Genomic DNA, 17,783 nt, shown 5'->3' on the forward strand with positions numbered 1-17,783 from the left:
GCGCGGCCAGGCAGCAGTCCTGGTCCGGGCGCACCAGCGCGGCAGGCGCATCCGACCCCGTGGCATAGACGACGATCAGCGCGGGCGCGCCGTACAGGATGTCGAAGTGCGGATCGTGCAGCATCTCGGCCCGGTGCGCGTCGGCGGGACTGACCTCCAGCGAAGCGACCAGATGCGCCTTCGCGCGCCGCGCGATGTCGCCGACGCAGGCGCGGCCGAGCGCGACGACGAAGGTCCATGGCTGCAGGTTCATCGCGCTGGGCGCCTGCACGGCGGCCTCGACCAGACGTTCGACCACGGAGCGGTCGACCGCTTCGTCCGTGAACGCGCGCACCGCCCGCCGCGCGCGAATGGCCTGCATGACGTCCATCGCTCCGCCCCGCAACCGATGGCGCCAGCCTAGGCGCCGCGCGCGGGCGTACGCTGATGCAGGTCAACAGATGGCGCCGCGTCCGGACGGCCGCTAAGCTTGGCGCGACCCCTCTGCCCATGCTCACGATCGCCTCGCCGCGCAACCCATGCACGCCATCGACTTCGACCTCGACCGCGACCACGTCGAGCTGAACCAGCTGCTCAAGCTGGTCGGCCTGTGCGACAGCGGCGGCGCCGGCAAGGCGATCGTCGCCGGCGGCGCGGTGAGCGTGGACGGCGCGGTCGAGCTGCGCAAGACCCGCAAGATCCGCGCGGGGCAGATCGTCGAAGTGGACGGCGTGACGATCCGCGTGCGCGCGGCGCCGTGACCGCACACGCGATCGCCGCAGAACCGGAACAGCCGCGATGACGCTCCCCGCCTCCGACGAGCCCGGCGACGTAGCCGGCGCCTACGACCACTGGTCGCAGGTCTACGACGCCGACGAGAACCCGACCCGCGATCTCGACGCGGCGATGCTGCGCCGCCTGGACTTCGACCTGCGCGATCGCGACGTGCTGGAGATCGGTTGCGGCACCGGCAAGAACACCGTCTGGCTGGCCGAGCGCGCGCGCAGCGTGGTCGCCATGGACTTCTCCGCCGGCATGCTGGCGCAGGCGCGGCGGCGCATCGCCGCGCCGCACGTCCGCTTCGTGCATCACGATGTGCGCGAGCCGTGGCCGGTGGCCGACGGCAGCGCGGACTTCGCGATCGGCAACCTGGTGCTGGAGCACGTGGAGGCGCTGGACGGCGTGTTCGCCGAAACCGCCCGCGCGCTGCGCGACGGCGGCGAATGCTACTTCTGCGAGCTGCACCCGTATCGCCAGTTGCTGGGCAAGCAGGCGCGCTTCGTCCATCCCGAGACCGGCGAGACGGTGCGCGTCGCCGCGTTCCCGCACGATGTCTCGGACTACGTGAACGCGGCGATCCGCGCCGGCCTGCGCATCGTCGCCGCGCACGAATGGCGCGACGAAGCGCCCGCCGCCACGCCCGCGATCCCGCGCCTGTTCGCCCTGCGCTGCCGACGCCAGCCGCGCTGATCCGCCTTAGCGGAACGCGTGCAGCGCGCGCCGCAGCGCCTCGCGCAGGCGCTGCACCGGCGCTTCCAGCCGGCCGCCGGTCACGCGGTGCACCAGCCAGGCGCGCACCTCGGCCTTGAACTCGGGCACCTCGATCACGCGCAGATCCTTGCGATACGGGCTGTTCTTCAGCATCACGCCGGCGGTCAGACCGATGCCGACGCCGCGCGCGACCAGCGAATGCCGCAGCAGCGGATCGAGCGCTTCCACGGCGACGTCGAACGGCAGCCCCGCCTTCTCCAGCGCGCGGCGCAGCACGTGCCGGAAACCGCAACCGTCCTGGCTCAGCACCCAGGCGTGCTCGGAGAGTTCGCGCAGAGTCACGCGCTTCGGCAGCGTCAGCGTGCGCGGCACGACGACGCGCACGGGGATGGCGCACAGCGCCTCGCTCTCGAGGCTCGCTGGCGGCTCGTTGCCGCCGGGCAGGTAGACCAGCGCCGCGTCGATACGGTTGGCGTCGAGATCGGCCAGCAGCTCGCCCGCCCATTTGGTCGAGACCCTGGTGCGCAGGCGCGGGAACGCCTTGCGCAGCTCGCACAGCGGCTCGACCAGCGCGATGTCGGCGAGGAACGGCGTGATGCCGAAGCGGAACTCGCCGCGCACTTCCTGCTCCGTCGAGACGCCGCTGCGCAGATCCTCCAGCGCGGCGAGAACGCGGCGGCCGAGCTGATAGGCCTCGCGGCCGGCCGGCGTCGGCCTGAGCGGTTTCGACTGGCGGTCCAGCAATTCGACGCCGAGCGCGCTCTCCAGGTTCTGGATGCGGCGGGTCACGCCGGGCTGAGTCAGGTGCAGCCTTGCCGAGGCGGCGAGGATCGAGCCGCTGTCGACGACGGCGACGAAGGCTTCGAGATCACGCGTGTTCATGACGGTCTCGCATAACGAAGATGCGCATATTTGATTGGACTGATATTGCATGTAAAGCATACATTGAAATGCCGTATTGCTTCAAATGCATAACAGCCATGAGTGCCATCGACCCCACCCGTCCCTTCGACCGCGCCCAATCCGCCGCGCAGCGCGACCTCGTCCCGCTGATGACCTTCGCCTGCGGCGTCATCGGCATGAACCTGTCCGCGCCGCAGCCGCTGGTCGGCGTGATCGCGCCGGCGTTGGGCCTCGATCTCGGTGCCTCCGGCCTGGTGACCATGGCCACCTTCCTCGGCTACGGCCTCGGCATGCTGTTCCTGGTGCCGCTGACCGACCTGGTGGAGAACCGCCGGCTGGTGCTGCGCATGCTGGCGGCGAACGCGGCGTCGCTGCTGGTGTCGGCGCTGGCGCCGAGCGCGATCGTCTATCTGCTGGCCGCCGTCGCCGTCGGCGCGACCACCGCCACGATCCAGATGCTGGTGCCGATGGTCGCCGCGCTGGCGCCCGAGTCGCGGCGCGGCCGCGTGGTCGGCAACGTGATGAGCGGCGTGATGGTCGGCATCATGCTGGCGCGGCCGCTGGCCAGCCTGGGCGAACGTACGTTCGGCTGGCGCGGCGTGTTCGCGCTGTCCGCGCTGATGATCGCCGCGCTGCTGCCGGTGCTGCGGCGCGCGTTGCCGACGTTGCGGCCCGCCGCCGGCCTGCGCTACGGCGCGCTGGTGCGTTCGCTGTGGCCGCTGGTCCGCGAGGAGCGCGTGCTGCGCCGGCGCACGCTGAGCGCGATCCTGTCGTTCGGCGCGTTCAACGCGTTCTGGACGGTCGTCGCGCTGCGGCTCGCGCAACCGCCGTTCGATTTCGACCAGCGCGGCATCGCCGCCTTTGCGCTCGCCGGCGTCGGCGGCATCGTCAGCGCGCCGGTCGCCGGCCGCCTCGGCGACGGCGGGCATACCCGCACGGCCAGCGTGGCGATGCACCTGCTTATCATCGCCGCGATGCTGCTCGCCGGCGTGGCCGGCGGCGGCTTCGGCTTCGCCGTTCCGCACGCGCCGGCGCTGGGCATCGTCCTGCTGATCGCGGCCTCGCTGCTGCTCGACCTCGGCGTGGTCGGCGACCAGACGCTCGGCCGCCGCGCGGTGAACGTGATCCGCCCCGAAGCGCGCGGTCGCCTGAACGGCCTGTACACCGGCGGCTTCTTCGTCGGCGGCGCCTGCGCCTCCGCGGCGGCCGGCGCGGCCTGGTCGCTGGGCGGCTGGGACCTCACCTGCGCGTTCGGCGCGGCGCTCGGCCTCGCCGCGCTGGCGGTGTCGCTAGGCGATCTGCGCCGCCGCGACGGCGCCTGAGCTGGACGTCGCGCATGCCTCCAACCGTCGCCCTCTCGCCGCACCGAACGCGCGCGCGGAAATGCCGCCGCGCGCCCCGCCGCGGCAGCGATGCGTAGCCGCCACGCCCGAGTGCATCGGCGCCCGCGCGACGTCCCGGAAATTGCGGGCATGCGCATCCGGCCGGACGCGCGGCGCAATGCGCCCTAGACTTGCCCGGGCCCAGCCGCTGCCGCCGTGGTGCCGGCCCACCGCGCCGGAGGAGACCGCGCTCATGTCGACCGTCGTCGAAACCGCCACCTTCGCGCGCGCGGATGCGCCTGCGGCCGCGCGCCGGCCGCGGCTCGATGCCGTGGATCTGCTGCGCGGCCTGGTGATTGCGCTGATGGTGCTCGACCACACGCGCGATTTCTTCCACGCCCAGGCGTTCACGCTCAATCCCACCGACCCGGCACGCACCACCCTGGTCCTGTACCTGACGCGCTGGGCGGCCAACCTGTGCGCGCCGACGTTCGTGTTCCTCGCCGGCGTGTCCATCGAACTGCAGCGCGCCAACGGCAAGACGCCGGCGGAACTCTCGCGCTTCCTGCTGACGCGCGGCCTGTGGCTGATCGCGCTCGAACTGACGGTGGTGGGCTTCGGCTTCAACTTCGCCTGGCCGTTCGCGTTCCTGCAGGTGATCTGGGCGATCGGTCTCGGCATGGTGGCGATGGCCGCGTTGACGCGCCTGCCCCGCGCCGCCGTGCTGGCGCTGGGCGCGCTGATCGTCGCCGGCCACGATGCGCTCGATTCGGTGCGCGCCGGCGATCTCGGCGCCTTCGCGCCGCTGTGGACGCTGGCGATGGCGCTCGGCCCGGCGCCGTTCGGCACGGGTTTCGTTGCCTATCCCTTCGTGCCATGGTTCGGCATCCTCTGCCTCGGCTATGGCCTCGGTCCGGTCTTCCTGCGCCCCGCCGGGCAGCGGCGGCGGTTGACGGCGCTGCTCGGCGTCGGCTGCCTCGCGCTGTTCGTCGTGCTGCGTTTCGTCAACGGCTACGGCGATCCGTCGCCATGGCACGCGCAGGCCGAGGGCTGGCGCACCGCTCTGGCGTTCTTCGACGTCGGCAAATACCCGCCGTCGCTGCTGTACGTGCTGGTCATGCTGGGCACCTCGCTGCTGCTCGCGCTCGGACTGGAGCGCCTGCGCGGCCCGCTGGCGGACGCGCTGCTCGCCTACGGGCGCACGCCGCTGTTCACCTACCTGCTGCACATCTACCTGGTGCACGGCCTGGCGATGGCGATCGGCATGGCGACGGGCGTACCCGCCTCGGCGTTCCGCAACTTCATCGCCGACCCCAGCCGCCTGGTGGCGCTGCACTGGGGCTTCGGCCTGCCCGTCGTCTACGCGATCTGGCTGGCGGTGCTGGCGGCGCTGTATCCGGCGTCGCGCTGGTACGCGCGGCTCAAGCGTCAGCGCCACGCCAGGTGGATGAGCTATCTCTGAAGCAGACCGGCGCGACGGCGTGCGTAAGCCCGCGGACGGATCGGCGGTCCGTCGTCCACGTCGTCCGCCGCCGCACCGGAGTCCGCCGTCCCATGCCCGACCTGCGTTTCGCCTGCACCCAGTGCGGCCGCTGCTGCCACCACCACAACCTGCCGCTGACCCTGCACGAGGCGATCGGCTGGCTGGAGGACGGCGGCGACGTGCAGGTGTTCTGCGAGGCGGCGCCGTGGCCGATGGAGCCGCCGCCCGACGACCTGCGCGCGGCGCACCGGCGACGGCGCTCGTTCGCGGCGCGCAGCGGCGCCTGCCCGCTGCGCGTCACCGTGCTGTTGGTCGGCGTGATCGCCGGCGCCTGCCGTCACCTGCGCGCGGACATGCGCTGCGGCATCTACGCGCGGCGGCCGATGGTCTGCCGCATCTATCCGGCCGAACTCAATCCGTTCCTCGCCCTCGATCCGTCCGGCAAGGCCTGCCCGTCCGAAGCCTGGACGCAAGGCGCGCCGCTGATCGCCGGCGGCCGCCTGGTCGACGCCGACACCCTGGCCCTCGTCGAGCGCCGCCGCCAGGCCGACCACGACGACGCCCCGCTCAAGCAGGCGCTGTGCCGGCTGCTCGGCATCGAAGTCACCGCGCTCGCCGAAGAGGGCTTCGTCGTGTACGCGCCCGCGCGCGGACCGCTGCTCGCCGCGCTGCGTGTCGCCCGCGACGCCTCGCCCGAGCAGCTCGCCGAACCCACGCAGTGGCGGCTGCTCACCGCCTCGATCGACAGCCTGGCCGCGCTGCACGCGCTGGGCGCGCGCTTCGTCGACGCGCCGCGCGCCGACGATCCGTTCCGCCTGGTCGCCGTCACCGGCAAGGCGGCCGCCGCGCCGGCCTGATCGGCGCGCGACCGCGCCTGCTACGCTGTCGGCTCCCGACCGCGGAGCGAACCCGATGTCCGTGCAGACCATCCTCGGCGCCGGCGGCGTGATCGGCCGCGGTCTGGCCCGCGAGCTGCCGGCGTACGGCGCGCGCGTGCGTCTGGCCAGCCGGCACCCGGCGGCCGTCAATCCCGACGACGAATGCGCGCCCACCGATCTGCTCGACCTCGCGCAGGTCGCGCGCGCGGTCGCCGGCAGCCGCGTCGCCTATCTGGTCGCCGGTCTCGCCTACGACGCGCGCGTGTGGGAAGCGCAGTGGCCGCGCGTGCTGGGCAACGCCATCGCCGCCTGCGCGCGCCACGCCTGCCGGCTGGTGTTCTTCGACAACGTCTACTGCTACGGCCGGGTCGACGGGCCGATGACCGAAGCGACGCCGATGCGGCCGGTCAGCCGCAAGGGCGAGGTGCGCGCGCGCCTCGCCGAGCGCCTGCTGGACGCCGCGGCCTGCGGCGAGGTCGACGCGCTGATCGCCCGTTCGGCCGATTTCTACGGCCCGGACGCCACCCACACCTTCGTGCACCCGATGGTGTTCGCCAAGCTGCTGCGCGGCGAGCGCGCCGCCTGGCTGTGCAACGACGCGGTGCCGCATTCGATGACCTACACGCCCGACGCCGCGCGCGCCACCGCCCTGCTCGGCAACGGCGCCAACGTCTCCGGCCAGGTCTGGCACCTGCCGACCGCCGCCGATCCGCCGGACGGCCGCGCCTTCGTCGCCGCGGTCGCCGCCGCCTGCGGCGTCGCGCCACGCCACTACGTGCTGAAGCCGTGGCTGCTGCGCGTGGTCGGACTGTTCAATCCGCTGGTGCGCGAGTCGCTGGAAATGCTGTACCAGAACACGCACCCGTATCTCTTCGACAGCAGCAAGTTCGCCGGCCGCTACTTCGCGCCGACGCCCTACGCCGAGGGCATCCGCGCCACGGTGGCGGCGCTGCGCAAGTCGGCAGTACCGCATGGGCCGTGAGGCCTGCAGAAGTCGTTGCGGCAATGCCCGTCAAAGCGCCCCGCCCGCCCCTTACGAACGGCACTCCCACGACATAGGCTCCTGCGATAGCAAAGGGCGGTTCCCATACCCGGAGCTCCCATGCGCCATCCCATTTGCGGGTTCGCTCTCGCCGCCCTGCTTGCCGCAACCTCGGCATCGGCTGCCGCGTCGACGCCGTCCGAAGCTGCGCGCACCTTGCTCGACGCCTACGCACGCGGCGACAAGGCAACCGTGATGTCGATGGTCGACCCACACGACATCCACGTTTACGGCACCGATATATCGGAGGTCGCCGCCGATCCCGCCGCATTCGAGCGCATGTTCGAGGCCGATCAGAAGCTATGGGGCGGCAAGGCGAAGTTTGGCGAGATGAGTCATGTCTCGACGATACGCACGCGCAATCTGGCCACGCTGTTCTTCGACATCTCGTTCAGTGTCGGCTCGCAACCGCCTCTGCAGGTACGCTTCGCCACCGTGTGGCGCCGAGAACACGGCATGTGGAAGCTGGTGCAGAGCACGAACGCAGTTCCAACCGTCGGCCAGAGCGCCAGCGAGATCCTGGCCAAACCACACCACTGACGGGGCTGCGCCGGCGCACGTACCGCTGGCGCGGCGACGTACGTGTGTCTAGGCTGGTTTCGGGTACATCAAGGGCGTTGGGAGCTGCGATGGCGGAAACTCCGATCCGCTGCACCATGGCTTCCGTGGTCGCACTGCGCGGCGCCGCGGACGAGGCGCGCGTGCTGCTGCTGCGCCGCGCCAGCCCGTACCTGCGCGGCGTGTGGGGCTACGTCGCCGGCCACCTGGAACCGGGCGAGCGCGCCTGGCAGTGCGCGCTGCGCGAGCTGGCGGAAGAAACGGGGTTGACGCCGACCGCGCTCTACTCCGCCAACCGCTGCGAGCAGTTCTACGACCCGCGCGAGGAATGCATCGCGGTGGTGCCGTCGTTCGTCGCCTTCGTCGCCGCCGACGCGGCCGTGCGCCTGAACCACGAGCACGACGCGTTCCGCTGGCTGGGCTTCGAGGAAGCGATGCCGCTGCTGCCGTTCGGCGGCCAGCGCGAGCTGTTCGCCCATGTGCGCCGCGAGTTCGTCGAGCGCACGCCGCAGCCGCGGCTGCGCATCGCGATCGACGGGCGGGACGCTGCCGACGCGTAGGGGCGGACGGCACCGCCGCGCCGCCGGCGACCGCATCGGCAACTCCGCAAGATCCGAGACGCACGATTCGCCCGGCCGCAGGCATATTCGCCGGTGCTGCGCGGGCGGCCCGCCGCGGCGTTCAGCGGAGCATCCGAGGCGCGCGCCCTGCGGACGCCGCCGGGCTCCGGCCGATTTCCGTCGGCGCGGCGTGTCGATCCGGCGCCTCGCCGTTCGTCGTCGGGAGGAAGAGCCGGCCGCCGAAACGGGACCGGCCCTCGACCTTCCAGCCCTGCAAGGAGACCCGAACATGCGTACCCGCCCCACGACCTCCCGCCTTTCGGCGCTTCGAGCGGCCCGCGGGGCCGTGCGCGTGCCGGCATCGCTCGCCGCCGCGCTGCTGGCGGCGGCCGCCGGCACGGCCATGGCCGCCCCGGCGACCTACACCGTCGATCCGATGCACACCTACCCCAGCTTCGAGGCCGACCACATGGGCATCTCCTACTGGCGCGGCAAGTTCAACCGCACCACCGGCACAGTGACGCTGGACAAGGCCGCGGGCACCGGCACGGTGGACCTGAGCATCGATCTCGACAGCATCGACTACGGCCTGGCCGAGCTGAACGACTGGGCGAAGAGCCCGCAATTCTTCGATACCGCGAAGTACCCGAAGGCCACCTACACGGGTAAGCTCGCCGGCTTCGTGGACGGCGCGCCGACGCGGGTCGAGGGCATGCTGACGCTGCACGGCGTCAGCCGTCCGGTCGAGCTCGCCATCGACCGCTTCAAGTGCATCCCGCATCCGCTGTTCAAGCGCGAGCTGTGCGGCGCCGACGCGCAGGCGACGTTCCGCCGCGACGCGTTCGGCCTGGACGCCGGCAAGGACTACGGCTTCGACATGAGCGTCAAACTGAGCATCCAGGTCGAAGCGCTGAAGGACAGTTGACGCATGGCGGGGCCGCGCCCCGCCACGCTCCGATTCCCCTGCAAGGAGCCTCCCCGTGACGCACCACGAACTTGCAAGTCCCGCAGCGCCGCACCGCGACCATCGCTGGGCCGCGCTGATCGTGCTCTGCCTCGGCGTGCTGATGATCGTGCTCGACACGACCATCGTGAACGTCGCGCTGCCCTCGATCCGCGCCTCGCTCGGCTTCAGCGAGGCTTCGCTGGCCTGGGTGGTCAACGCCTACATGCTCACCTTCGGCGGCTTCCTGCTGCTGGGCGGCCGCCTCGGCGACCTGTACGGCCATCGCCGCCTGTTCCTCGCCGGCATCGCGCTGTTCACGCTGGCCTCGCTGGCCTGCGGCATGGCGGAGACGCAGCGCTTCCTGATCGCCGCGCGCGGCGTGCAGGGCCTCGGCGGCGCCGTCGTCTCGGCGGTGGCGCTGTCGCTGATCATGGATCTGTTCACCGAGCCCGCCGACCGCGCCAAGGCGATGGGCGTGTACGGCTTCGTCTGCTCCGCCGGCGGCAGCATCGGCGTGCTGCTGGGCGGCCTGCTCACCAGCACGCTGAGCTGGCACTGGATCTTCCTGGTGAACCTGCCGATCGGCATCGGCGTGATCGCCGCCTCGCTGCGGCTGCTGCCGGCGGCGCGCGGCGCGTCCGCCACGCGGCACCTCGACGTCGCCGGCGCGGTCACCGTCACCGCCTCGCTGATGATCGCCACCTACGCCATCGTCAACGGCAACGAGGCCGGCTGGATGTCGACGCGCACGCTCGGCCTGCTCGCGCTGGCGCTGGCGTTGCTGGCGATCTTCCTGCAGATCGAGTCGCACGCGCGCGCGCCGCTGATGCCGCTCGGCATGTTCCGCCTGCGCAACGTCGCCACCGCCAACGTGGTCGGCGTGCTGTGGGCGGGCGCGATGTTCGCCTGGTTCTTCCTGTCCGCGCTCTATCTGCAACTGGTGCTGGGCTACGGACCGATGCAGGTCGGCCTGGCCTTCCTGCCCGCCAACCTGGTGATGGCCGCGTTCTCGCTGGGGCTGTCGGCCAAGCTGGTGATGCGCTTCGGCATCCGCCTCCCGTTCGTCGCCGGCATGCTGCTGGCGGCGACCGGGCTGGCGCTGTTCGCGCAGGCGCCGGTGGATGGCAGCTTCGTCGTGCACGTGCTGCCGGGCATGACCCTGCTCGGCCTCGGCGCCGGCATCGCCTTCAATCCGCTGCTGCTGGCGGCGATGAGCGACGTCGCGCCCACCGAGTCCGGGCTGGCCTCGGGCGTGGTCAACACCGCATTCATGATGGGCGGCGCGCTGGGCCTCGCCGTGCTGGCCAGCCTGGCCGCCGCGCGCAGCGACGCGCTGCTCGCCTTCGGCGCCGACCGCCTCGCCGCGATCACCGGCGGCTACCACGTCGCGTTCCTGATCGGCGCCTGCTTCGCCGTGATCGCGGCGGTGGCCGGCGGCGTGCTGTTCCGCGTGGCGGCGCCGTCCTCGGGCGAAGCCGAGGCGGCGATGCCGTGATGGCGGCGCGGCCGCGCGCCGCGCCCATGTCCCTCCAACCCTGACGGGAGGATGTATGAGCTACGTCGACGGTTTCGTGGTTCCGGTGCCGAAGAAAAACCTCGCGGCCTACCGCCGCCTGGCGCGGCGCGCCGGCAGGATCTGGCTCGAGCACGGCGCGCAGCACTACGTCGAGTGTGTCGCCGACGACGTCAAGCCCGGCAAGGTCACCTCGTTTCCGCAGGCGGTGAAGCTGAAGCCGGGCGAAGTGGTGGTGTTCTCGTGGATCGTCTACAAGTCGCGCGCCGCGCGCGACCGCGCCAACAGGAAGGTGATGGCCGACCCGCGCCTCGCCGACATGATGGACCCGAAGAAGCTGCCGTTCGACGGCATGCGCATGTTCTGGGGCGGCTTCAAGCCGTTCCTCGAACTGTAGCGGCGAGAGCCGGGCCTGGCTCCTCCGGCCATGGGATGGGCCCGCAAATCACACGGCGTGTCGATTCGCGCCCCGTCCCTTCGTCGAAGGCATGAGGGGCCACCCGCGGCCCCGCCACCGGAGAATCGACATGCTCGACAAGAACAGGATCTGTCTTTGGTACGACGGCGCCGCGCTGGAGGCGGCGACGTTCTACGCGGCGACGTTTCCGGACAGCCGCGTGGGCGCCGTGCATCGCGCGCCGGGCGACTACCCCTCGGGCAAGCAGGGCGACGTGCTGACGGTGGAGTTCACCGTGATGGGCATTCCGTGCCTGGGGCTCAACGGCGGCCCCGCGTTCCGCCACAGCGAGGCGTTCTCGTTCCAGGTGGCGACCGACGACCAGGCCGAAACCGACCGCCTGTGGAACGCCATCATCGCCAACGGCGGCCAGCCCAGCGCCTGCGGCTGGTGCAAGGACAAGTGGGGCCTGTCGTGGCAGATCACCCCGCGCGCGCTCACGGCGGCGATCACCGACCCCGACCCCGCCGCCGCCAAGCGCGCGTTCGAGGCCATGATGGAGATGACCAAGATCGACATCGCCGCGATCGAGGCGGCGCGGCGGGGGTGATGGTGGCGGCGGACCGACCGGGGCTGGGCTGCAAAGCCCGGCTTCGTCGGTCAACGAGAGCGCTGGGCTTGCCGGCCCAGCCTACTTAATTGCCTCCGTCCCCAAAATCGGGCGGAACCGACGACCGGGGCGCTTTTGGTATCGTCGTGTCCTCTCAATTGGCGGGCGATACCAGTGACAGGCTTTCGCGTTTACATAGATGAATCCGGGGACGAAGGCTTCCACTTTCTACAGGGCGAAAGGGGGAGTTCGCGCTGGCTAGTCTTATCTGCTGCCGTATTTCGCAGGGAAAACGACCACATGGCGGTTTCCATGATGCGCGATGTGCGCGAGTTGCTGGGTAAGCCTGCGAACAAAGCATTGCACTTCCGCTCAATGAAACACGAGCAGCGCGTTCCCTACGTACGAGCGATAGGCCGCACACCAATGCGGACCGTCTCTGTCCTCATAAACAAGCAGAGAATCGCTGAGCCCGAAACCTTTGCCGCGGAGGCCCATCGGCTCTACCGCTATGCCTGCCGTCTGTTGCTAGAGCGGGTGTCTTGGCTGTGCCGTGATTCCGCCAAACTGCCGCCCGAACGTTTGAAAACCGAGCTTATTTTTTCAAACAGGAGTGCGATGTCTTACGAGGCACTCAGGGGTTACCTTGCGCGGCTGAAAGCGGGGGACTGTCGAGTGGACTGGAGATTTATCGACTCTGCTGCGGTGAGCGCGATAAATCACGAAAAGTTAGCTGGGTTGCAAATCGCGGACGCAGTAGCTTCCGGGCTTTATTGCGCAGTGAACCTGAACCCGTATGGGGATGCCGAGCCTCGATACCTGGAATTTCTCTCGCCTACTTTTTATCGCTATAAGCGACAGGTCCTCGGCTACGGGTTGAAGTTCTGGCCGGATGATCTGGCAACGCAAAGAAAAACGCTCGAGCACCTCGCGGCATTCGAGCGTCATGTGTGACAGGCCCCAGGTTCGAGGATCCCACCCATTCGGGCTGCCGCCTTCCGGCGACCTCTACAATCCCTGCGCTTGCCTGCCGGCTAAGCTTACCCTGTGGGTAGGACTTTGTGTAGAGCATGCTCTTGGGTGCCGGCCATACCCAATGCCTTACACAACGGATGGCGTTGTCGTGACCGGGGCCGGCATGGCGGATCAGACGGATCCGGGGGCATTCCACGCTACGCGGGCGACACGCTGGTCGGCCGCGTCCGAATCCCCACGGACAATCACCACGCCAGTGTGCCAGCTGTAGCGCCGCAGGTTGGATTGCGCGTGGCGAAACACCACGCGCAACGCAGCCACGGCGGGTTTCGCTGCGCTCAACCCACCCTACGCGGCCTTCAGGTCAGTGCGAACGTCACCGCGAACTGCACGGCGCGGTAGATGTAGAGGTTGAACAGCACGATCGAGGCGATCAGCGAGGCGGCGGCGACGAAGGCCTTGGGCCAGCCGACGGCGTAGGCGCGGCGCAGGGCGAGCACGGCGTAGATCGCGAGCAGCGCGCGCATGAGCCAGTCGTAGGTCGCATCGGGCGGCTGCCAGGCCGGCGGCAGCCAGTGGATTAGGTGGATGGCCTGCGCGATCAGTTCCAGCGCGATGATCCAGAACGCGAAGTAGTGCAGCGCGACGACGGCGTGCTCGGCGTAGTAATGGCGCTGCCGCCGGAACAGCAGCATCAGCGCCAGCGCCGCCAGCGGCACGTGCAGGATCACCAGCGCCTTGCTGACGTCGTCGGCCCTGGCTTCGTAGGCCGCGCGATAGTCGCGCACCGTGTAGCCGACCGCGCCGTTCGACGCCGCGCGCGCCGCCGCGTCGCGCCTGACGACGCGCTGCTCGATCCGGCGCGAGGCGTAGGCCGAATACCACTGCCCGCTCGCCGCGCGCTGTGCGGCGGTCAACGTCTCGCCCGGCTCCAGCGCCTGCGCGCGCAGCTCGGGCGACACCTGCTGGATGAACCGCAGCGTCAGGTCGCCGCCGCGGATCGGCGCGAGGAAATAGAGCACGCTGACCGCGAAGAACAGCGACAGCGGCGGCAGCCAGCGCGCGCGCCGGCCGGCGATGTACTCGCGCGAGAGCAGGCCCGGCGCGAACAGCAGCGCGCGCACCGTGCGCCAGACGCGGCCGTCGAGGTCGGTGACGCTCTCGACGAACTGGTGCAGCAGATGGCCGAGGCGGCGGTCGGATTCGACGAAGCGCTTCTGGCCGCAGGCGTGGCAGTAGCGGCCGACGAGCACGGCGCCGCAGTTCGCGCAGGTGTCGGCGGCGTCGCTGTCGCGGGTCATGTGGTTGGCCCTGGGTGCCTGAACGATGTGAGGCGCATCGCGGCCGCTTCCCGTCGCGCGAATCGGCGGGTTTCGCTGCGATCCACCCACCCTACCGGCTCACGCTGCGTCCAGCACCTTCTTGACGGTCCTGGGTGCAGCGACCGCGACCTTCAGCAGCGCCTTGGCGGCTCCGCTCGGTTCGCGCCTGCCCTGCTCCCAATCCTGCAGCGTGCGCACGGAGACGCCGAGCATGGCGGCGAAATCCGCCTGCGAGAGGCCGAGTTTCAGGCGTGCTTCGGTAGCCTTGCTCACTTCGACGCGGAAGATGCGACCGGTCCTGCCGGCCTTGATGTCCTTGATGGCCTGCAGCACTTCCTCGCCGATGTTGCGCTTGCTGTCGCGCGCCATCAGCCGGGCTTCAGTCATTCGCTTCTTCATGGACACATGCCTCCTTCCAGGCTTTGAGCAGGTGCGCCGGAATGTTGTCCGTAGCGCCCTTGCCGTAGATGGCAAGCAGCCAGATGCGCCCGTCCCTCAGTTTCACGTAGTAGATGACGCGGGCGCCGCCACGCTTGCCGCGTCCGGGAAGCCGCCAGCGCAACTTGCGGCATCCGCCTGAGCCGGGGATCAGGTCGCCGGCCTCGGGCCACCGCGCCAACGCCACCTGCATCGCCGCGTAGCTCTCGTCGTCGAGGTAGTCGTACACCAGCCTTTCGAACAGCGGCGATTCGATGAACTCGAACATGGACAGACTCCCTTCCGTCCCCGACGCACTGTACGGCATTGCCGGATATACGGCAATGCCGTAGGCACGCGCACGTGCCGCGGCGGCTCACACCATCGGCAGCTTCAGGCCCTGCGCCTTCGCGCACTGGATGGCGAGGTCGTAGCCGGCGTCGGCGTGGCGCATCACGCCGGTGCCGGGGTCGTTCCACAGCACGCGGGCGAGGCGCTGGTCGGCGGCGTCCGAGCCGTCGCAGACGATCACCACGCCACTGTGCTGGCTGTAGCCCATGCCGACGCCGCCGCCGTGATGGAAGCTGACCCAGGTGGCGCCGCTGGCGGTGTTGAGCAGCGCGTTCAGCAGCGGCCAGTCGGAGACGGCGTCCGAGCCGTCGCGCATCGCCTCGGTTTCGCGGTTGGGGCTGGCGACGGAGCCGGAATCGAGGTGATCGCGGCCGATCACGATCGGCGCCTTCAGTTCGCCCTTCCGCACCATCTCGTTGAAGGCGAGGCCGAGCTTGTGGCGCTGGCCGAGGCCGACCCAGCAGATGCGTGCCGGCAGGCCCTGGAAGCTGATGCGCTGCTCGGCCATGTCCAGCCAGCGGTGCAGGTGCGGATCGTCGGGGATCAGCTCCTTCACCTTGGCGTCGGTCTTGTAGATGTCCTCGGGGTCGCCCGACAGCGCCACCCAGCGGAACGGGCCGACGCCGCGGCAGAACAGCGGGCGCACGTAGGCCGGCACGAAGCCGGGGAAATCGAAGGCATTCGTGCAGCCTTCGTCCTTGGCCATCTGGCGGATGTTGTTGCCGTAGTCGAAGGTGGGCACGCCCATCTTCTGGAAGGCCAGCATCGCCTCGACGTGCACGCGCATCGACTGCTTCGCCGCGTCGCGCACGCCGTTCGGGTCGCTCTTGCGGCGCTCGAACCACTGCTCGACGGTCCAGCCGATCGGCAGATAGCCGTTGACCGGATCGTGCGCGCTGGTCTGGTCGGTGACGGCGTCCGGCCTGACGCCGCGGCGCACCAGCTCGGGCAGCACTTCCGCCGCGTTGCCGAGCAGGGCGATGGAGACGGCCTTGCCTTCCCGGGTGTACGTGGCGATGCGCGCCAGCGCGTCGTCGAGGTCCCTGGCCTGCTCGTCGACGTACCGGGTGCGCAGGCGCATGTCGATGCGGCTCTGCTGGCACTCGACGATCAGCGAGCAGGCGCCGGCCAGGCTCGCCGCCAGCGGCTGCGCGCCGCCCATGCCGCCGAGGCCGGCGGTGAGGATCCACTTGCCGGCGAGGTTGCCGCCGTAGTGCTGGCGGCCCATCTCGACGAAGGTTTCGTAGGTGCCCTGCACGATGCCCTGCGAGCCGATGTAGATCCACGAGCCGGCCGTCATCTGGCCGTACATCATCAGGCCCTTGCGATCCAGCTCGTTGAAGTGCTCCCAATTCGCCCATGCCGGCACCAGGTTGGAGTTGGCGAGCAGCACGCGCGGCGCGTCCTTGTGCGTGCGGAACACGCCGACCGGCTTGCCGGACTGGATCAGCAGGGTCTCGTCGTCATTCAGCTCGCGCAGCGAGCGCAGGATCGCGTCGAAGCACTCCCAGTTGCGCGCGGCGCGGCCGATGCCGCCGTACACCACCAGCTCGCTCGGCTTCTCGGCGACGTCCGGATCCAGGTTGTTCTGGATCATGCGGAACGCGGCCTCGGCCAGCCAGTTCTTGCAGGTGAGCGTGCCGCCGCGCGGCGCGCGGACGATGCGGGAGGTGTCGATGCGGGTGGGGGCGTTCATGGCGGGCCTCACGATGGCGAGGCCGCCATTATAGGCACCGCGGCGCGCGGCCCGGCCGCGGCCCCGCTCAGGCGCGCGGACAGGTGTCCGGCGCGCTGGCCATCACGCGGTCGACCTCGGCCTTGTCGGCGGCGGGACGCACGCCGCTGCCGGCGTCGAACATCACGCGCCAGACGCCGTCGTCGCCCTTCACCCAGAACGAGGTGAAGGTGCCGAGCAGGTAGCGGTGCTTCGCCTGCGGCGAGGGGTCCTCCACCCAGTACGGGCCGCGCGACACGGCGAGGCGCGGATCGCCGCCGATGGCGACCTCGCGCGGATGCCAATGCAGCCGGGTGCCGCTGCCGGCGACGATCTCCGCCCAGCCTTTGACCACCGCCTCGCGCCCGCGCAGCGGCGCGCCGCCGAGGAACACCGCGCCGGGATGCACGTGCTCGGCGAACGCCATGGCGTCGTGGTGCTCCACCGACTGCGCGAAGCTCAGCTCGCGCGCCCACACCGCGCATTCCTCCGCGCTCATCGGCGCCGGCCCCGGCGCGGGGGGCGGCGCGGCGAGGACGGCCGTGGACAGCAGCAGCAGGAGGATTACCCTCGAAACAGGCACACGCATGGCATCGACCTCGGCGCGGGGCGGACCGGGACCGCCGCCCGTGCGGTCACGCTAGCGGGCGGGTGGCCATACCCGCAAGCCGCACGTGCGCGCCGCTCGGCGGACCGTGCGGCGAGCGCGCCGAGCCGGTGCGCGCGTCGCGGAAGCGCGAGGAAGTGCGCGCTGCGCGTCCCCTCGCCCTGCCTCCGCCTGCCGGGGGAGAGGGGAAGATCAGGAGAGCGGCGCCGCCACGGGTCGCGGCGCGCGTCGGCGGCATCGGCGGGCTTACCGCGGACCGCCATCGCCGGTGCTGGTTGCGGGTGCGGGCGCGCCGTTTTCGAGCAGGATCAGGTCCTGCGCGCGCCGGCGCTGGCGGTCCTCGTAGGCGCGCTGCTCGGCCTGGTCGGCGGCGTCGACCTGGCGCGCGGTGGCGGGATCGCTGGTCCGATCGCGAATCGACTGTTTGGACGCGTGATCGAAACTGCGCTGCAACGCGTCCTTCTGCATGGCGTCGCGCAGCAGCGCCGCCTTCTGCGCGCGCTGCACGGCCGGCGAAGGCTGCGTCGCGGCGGCCGGCGGCAGCGGACCGCGCGGCGCGGTCTGCGCCAGCCCGGCGAGGGACGCGAGGACGAGCGGCACGCCGAAGGCTGGGGCACGCAAGGACATGGACGCCTCCGATGGGCAACAAACGCCACGCATCCGGACACGGCCGGCGCGCACGCCTGCAACATGGGGCCGCTAGCCTGTGCCGGCA

At 70.6% G+C, this 17,783-nt stretch carries 21 protein-coding genes; 13 read left to right on the forward strand and 8 right to left on the reverse strand.

Annotated features, from left to right (window positions below):
• A partial coding sequence (locus tag MBSD_RS06360) for a nitroreductase family protein (RefSeq protein WP_187300566.1) occupies positions 1 to 361 on the reverse strand: 361 nt, incomplete at its 3' end.
• 157 nt (positions 362 to 518) lie between these two features.
• On the opposite strand from MBSD_RS06360, the gene MBSD_RS06365 reads away from it, so the two are divergent.
• A complete protein-coding gene (locus MBSD_RS06365; RefSeq protein ID WP_062536134.1) occupies positions 519 to 740 on the forward strand; it encodes an RNA-binding S4 domain-containing protein in 222 nt (73 codons plus the stop codon).
• 37 nt (positions 741 to 777) lie between these two features.
• Positions 778 to 1,449 (forward strand): class I SAM-dependent methyltransferase, encoded by a 672-nt coding sequence (locus MBSD_RS06370; protein WP_062536136.1) that lies wholly within the window; start codon positions 778 to 780, stop codon positions 1,447 to 1,449.
• A gap of 6 nt (positions 1,450 to 1,455) precedes the next feature.
• Here the strand turns inward: MBSD_RS06370 and MBSD_RS06375 are convergent, their stop codons facing one another.
• Entirely contained in the window at positions 1,456 to 2,352 is an 897-nt protein-coding gene (locus MBSD_RS06375) for a LysR family transcriptional regulator (protein ID WP_062536138.1), read from the reverse strand.
• Positions 2,353 to 2,450: 98 nt separating this feature from the next.
• Between MBSD_RS06375 and MBSD_RS06380 the strand changes: the two genes are divergently transcribed.
• The 11 genes from MBSD_RS06380 (at position 2,451) to MBSD_RS06430 (ending at position 12,636) form a co-directional block, all read left to right on the forward strand.
• Entirely contained in the window at positions 2,451 to 3,695 is a 1,245-nt protein-coding gene (locus MBSD_RS06380) for an MFS transporter (RefSeq protein WP_082306521.1), read from the forward strand.
• 253 nt (positions 3,696 to 3,948) lie between these two features.
• Positions 3,949 to 5,157, forward strand: coding sequence for an acetyltransferase domain-containing protein (locus MBSD_RS06385; protein WP_062536139.1), 1,209 nt, complete (start codon positions 3,949 to 3,951; stop codon positions 5,155 to 5,157).
• A gap of 92 nt (positions 5,158 to 5,249) precedes the next feature.
• Entirely contained in the window at positions 5,250 to 6,035 is a 786-nt protein-coding gene (locus MBSD_RS06390; protein WP_062536141.1) for a YkgJ family cysteine cluster protein, read from the forward strand.
• Between the two features lie 55 nt (positions 6,036 to 6,090).
• A complete protein-coding gene (locus tag MBSD_RS06395) occupies positions 6,091 to 7,038 on the forward strand; it encodes an NAD-dependent epimerase/dehydratase family protein (protein WP_062536143.1) in 948 nt (315 codons plus the stop codon).
• A 120-nt stretch (positions 7,039 to 7,158) separates the two neighbouring features.
• Positions 7,159 to 7,638: a nuclear transport factor 2 family protein gene (locus MBSD_RS06400; protein WP_062536144.1), complete on the forward strand. Its 480-nt coding sequence runs from the start codon at positions 7,159 to 7,161 to the stop codon at positions 7,636 to 7,638.
• A gap of 116 nt (positions 7,639 to 7,754) precedes the next feature.
• Entirely contained in the window at positions 7,755 to 8,216 is a 462-nt protein-coding gene (locus MBSD_RS06405; RefSeq protein WP_237071757.1) for an NUDIX hydrolase, read from the forward strand.
• A gap of 352 nt (positions 8,217 to 8,568) precedes the next feature.
• Positions 8,569 to 9,141, forward strand: a complete 573-nt coding sequence (locus tag MBSD_RS06410; RefSeq protein WP_425478099.1) for a YceI family protein — start codon at positions 8,569 to 8,571, stop codon at positions 9,139 to 9,141.
• Between the two features lie 55 nt (positions 9,142 to 9,196).
• Complete coding sequence (locus MBSD_RS06415) at positions 9,197 to 10,657, forward strand: DHA2 family efflux MFS transporter permease subunit (RefSeq protein WP_062536148.1); 1,461 nt, start codon at positions 9,197 to 9,199, stop codon at positions 10,655 to 10,657.
• A 55-nt stretch (positions 10,658 to 10,712) separates the two neighbouring features.
• The gene (locus MBSD_RS06420) at positions 10,713 to 11,072 is read left to right on the forward strand and encodes a DUF1428 domain-containing protein (RefSeq protein WP_062536150.1); all 360 of its coding nucleotides are present in this window, start codon (positions 10,713 to 10,715) and stop codon (positions 11,070 to 11,072) included.
• Positions 11,073 to 11,202: 130 nt separating this feature from the next.
• Entirely contained in the window at positions 11,203 to 11,682 is a 480-nt protein-coding gene (locus tag MBSD_RS06425; RefSeq protein ID WP_062536151.1) for a VOC family protein, read from the forward strand.
• A 174-nt stretch (positions 11,683 to 11,856) separates the two neighbouring features.
• The gene (locus tag MBSD_RS06430; RefSeq protein WP_082306523.1) at positions 11,857 to 12,636 is read left to right on the forward strand and encodes a DUF3800 domain-containing protein; all 780 of its coding nucleotides are present in this window, start codon (positions 11,857 to 11,859) and stop codon (positions 12,634 to 12,636) included.
• Positions 12,637 to 13,016: 380 nt separating this feature from the next.
• On the opposite strand, the gene MBSD_RS06435 is transcribed toward MBSD_RS06430, so the two are convergent.
• The 6 genes from MBSD_RS06435 to MBSD_RS06460 all read right to left on the reverse strand — a co-directional run bounded on the left by MBSD_RS06435 (position 13,017) and on the right by MBSD_RS06460 (position 17,749).
• Positions 13,017 to 13,958: a DUF3667 domain-containing protein gene (locus MBSD_RS06435; RefSeq protein WP_062536154.1), complete on the reverse strand. Its 942-nt coding sequence runs from the start codon at positions 13,956 to 13,958 to the stop codon at positions 13,017 to 13,019.
• A 99-nt stretch (positions 13,959 to 14,057) separates the two neighbouring features.
• On the reverse strand, positions 14,058 to 14,378 hold the full coding sequence (locus MBSD_RS06440) for a helix-turn-helix domain-containing protein (RefSeq protein WP_237071758.1): 321 nt from the start codon (positions 14,376 to 14,378) through the stop codon (positions 14,058 to 14,060).
• Complete coding sequence (locus MBSD_RS06445; RefSeq protein WP_062536159.1) at positions 14,359 to 14,685, reverse strand: type II toxin-antitoxin system RelE/ParE family toxin; 327 nt, start codon at positions 14,683 to 14,685, stop codon at positions 14,359 to 14,361. Before MBSD_RS06445 ends, MBSD_RS06440 begins: the two co-directional genes overlap by 20 nt.
• Positions 14,686 to 14,772: 87 nt before the next feature.
• Positions 14,773 to 16,443, reverse strand: a complete 1,671-nt coding sequence (gene hutU, locus MBSD_RS06450; protein ID WP_062536161.1) for a urocanate hydratase — start codon at positions 16,441 to 16,443, stop codon at positions 14,773 to 14,775.
• Positions 16,444 to 16,510: 67 nt separating this feature from the next.
• The gene (locus MBSD_RS06455; RefSeq protein ID WP_114693211.1) at positions 16,511 to 17,050 is read right to left on the reverse strand and encodes a YybH family protein; all 540 of its coding nucleotides are present in this window, start codon (positions 17,048 to 17,050) and stop codon (positions 16,511 to 16,513) included.
• Between the two features lie 264 nt (positions 17,051 to 17,314).
• Entirely contained in the window at positions 17,315 to 17,749 is a 435-nt protein-coding gene (locus tag MBSD_RS06460; protein WP_187300567.1) for a hypothetical protein, read from the reverse strand.
• Positions 17,750 to 17,783: the final 34 nt, after the last annotated feature.

It is taken from the genome of Mizugakiibacter sediminis, assembly GCF_000953855.2.
Classification (GTDB): Bacteria; Pseudomonadota; Gammaproteobacteria; order Xanthomonadales; family Rhodanobacteraceae; genus Mizugakiibacter; species Mizugakiibacter sediminis.

What these genes read in the sequence shown, in the direction of transcription:
- MBSD_RS06435 (WP_062536154.1), bottom strand. Translation starts at nt 13,958, where the DNA reads ATGACCCGCGACAGCGACGCCGCCGACACCTGCGCGAACTGCGGCGCC.
- MBSD_RS06395 (WP_062536143.1), top strand. Translation starts at nt 6,091, where the DNA reads ATGTCCGTGCAGACCATCCTCGGCGCCGGCGGCGTGATCGGCCGCGGT.
- MBSD_RS06375 (WP_062536138.1), bottom strand. Translation starts at nt 2,352, where the DNA reads ATGAACACGCGTGATCTCGAAGCCTTCGTCGCCGTCGTCGACAGCGGC.
- MBSD_RS06420 (WP_062536150.1), top strand. Translation starts at nt 10,713, where the DNA reads ATGAGCTACGTCGACGGTTTCGTGGTTCCGGTGCCGAAGAAAAACCTC.
- MBSD_RS06425 (WP_062536151.1), top strand. Translation starts at nt 11,203, where the DNA reads ATGCTCGACAAGAACAGGATCTGTCTTTGGTACGACGGCGCCGCGCTG.
- MBSD_RS06440 (WP_237071758.1), bottom strand. Translation starts at nt 14,378, where the DNA reads ATGAAGAAGCGAATGACTGAAGCCCGGCTGATGGCGCGCGACAGCAAG.
- MBSD_RS06390 (WP_062536141.1), top strand. Translation starts at nt 5,250, where the DNA reads ATGCCCGACCTGCGTTTCGCCTGCACCCAGTGCGGCCGCTGCTGCCAC.
- MBSD_RS06365 (WP_062536134.1), top strand. Translation starts at nt 519, where the DNA reads ATGCACGCCATCGACTTCGACCTCGACCGCGACCACGTCGAGCTGAAC.
- MBSD_RS06370 (WP_062536136.1), top strand. Translation starts at nt 778, where the DNA reads ATGACGCTCCCCGCCTCCGACGAGCCCGGCGACGTAGCCGGCGCCTAC.
- hutU (WP_062536161.1), bottom strand. Translation starts at nt 16,443, where the DNA reads ATGAACGCCCCCACCCGCATCGACACCTCCCGCATCGTCCGCGCGCCG.
- MBSD_RS06385 (WP_062536139.1), top strand. Translation starts at nt 3,949, where the DNA reads ATGTCGACCGTCGTCGAAACCGCCACCTTCGCGCGCGCGGATGCGCCT.
- MBSD_RS06455 (WP_114693211.1), bottom strand. Translation starts at nt 17,050, where the DNA reads ATGCGTGTGCCTGTTTCGAGGGTAATCCTCCTGCTGCTGCTGTCCACG.
- MBSD_RS06380 (WP_082306521.1), top strand. Translation starts at nt 2,451, where the DNA reads ATGAGTGCCATCGACCCCACCCGTCCCTTCGACCGCGCCCAATCCGCC.
- MBSD_RS06405 (WP_237071757.1), top strand. Translation starts at nt 7,755, where the DNA reads ATGGCTTCCGTGGTCGCACTGCGCGGCGCCGCGGACGAGGCGCGCGTG.
- MBSD_RS06400 (WP_062536144.1), top strand. Translation starts at nt 7,159, where the DNA reads ATGCGCCATCCCATTTGCGGGTTCGCTCTCGCCGCCCTGCTTGCCGCA.
- MBSD_RS06445 (WP_062536159.1), bottom strand. Translation starts at nt 14,685, where the DNA reads ATGTTCGAGTTCATCGAATCGCCGCTGTTCGAAAGGCTGGTGTACGAC.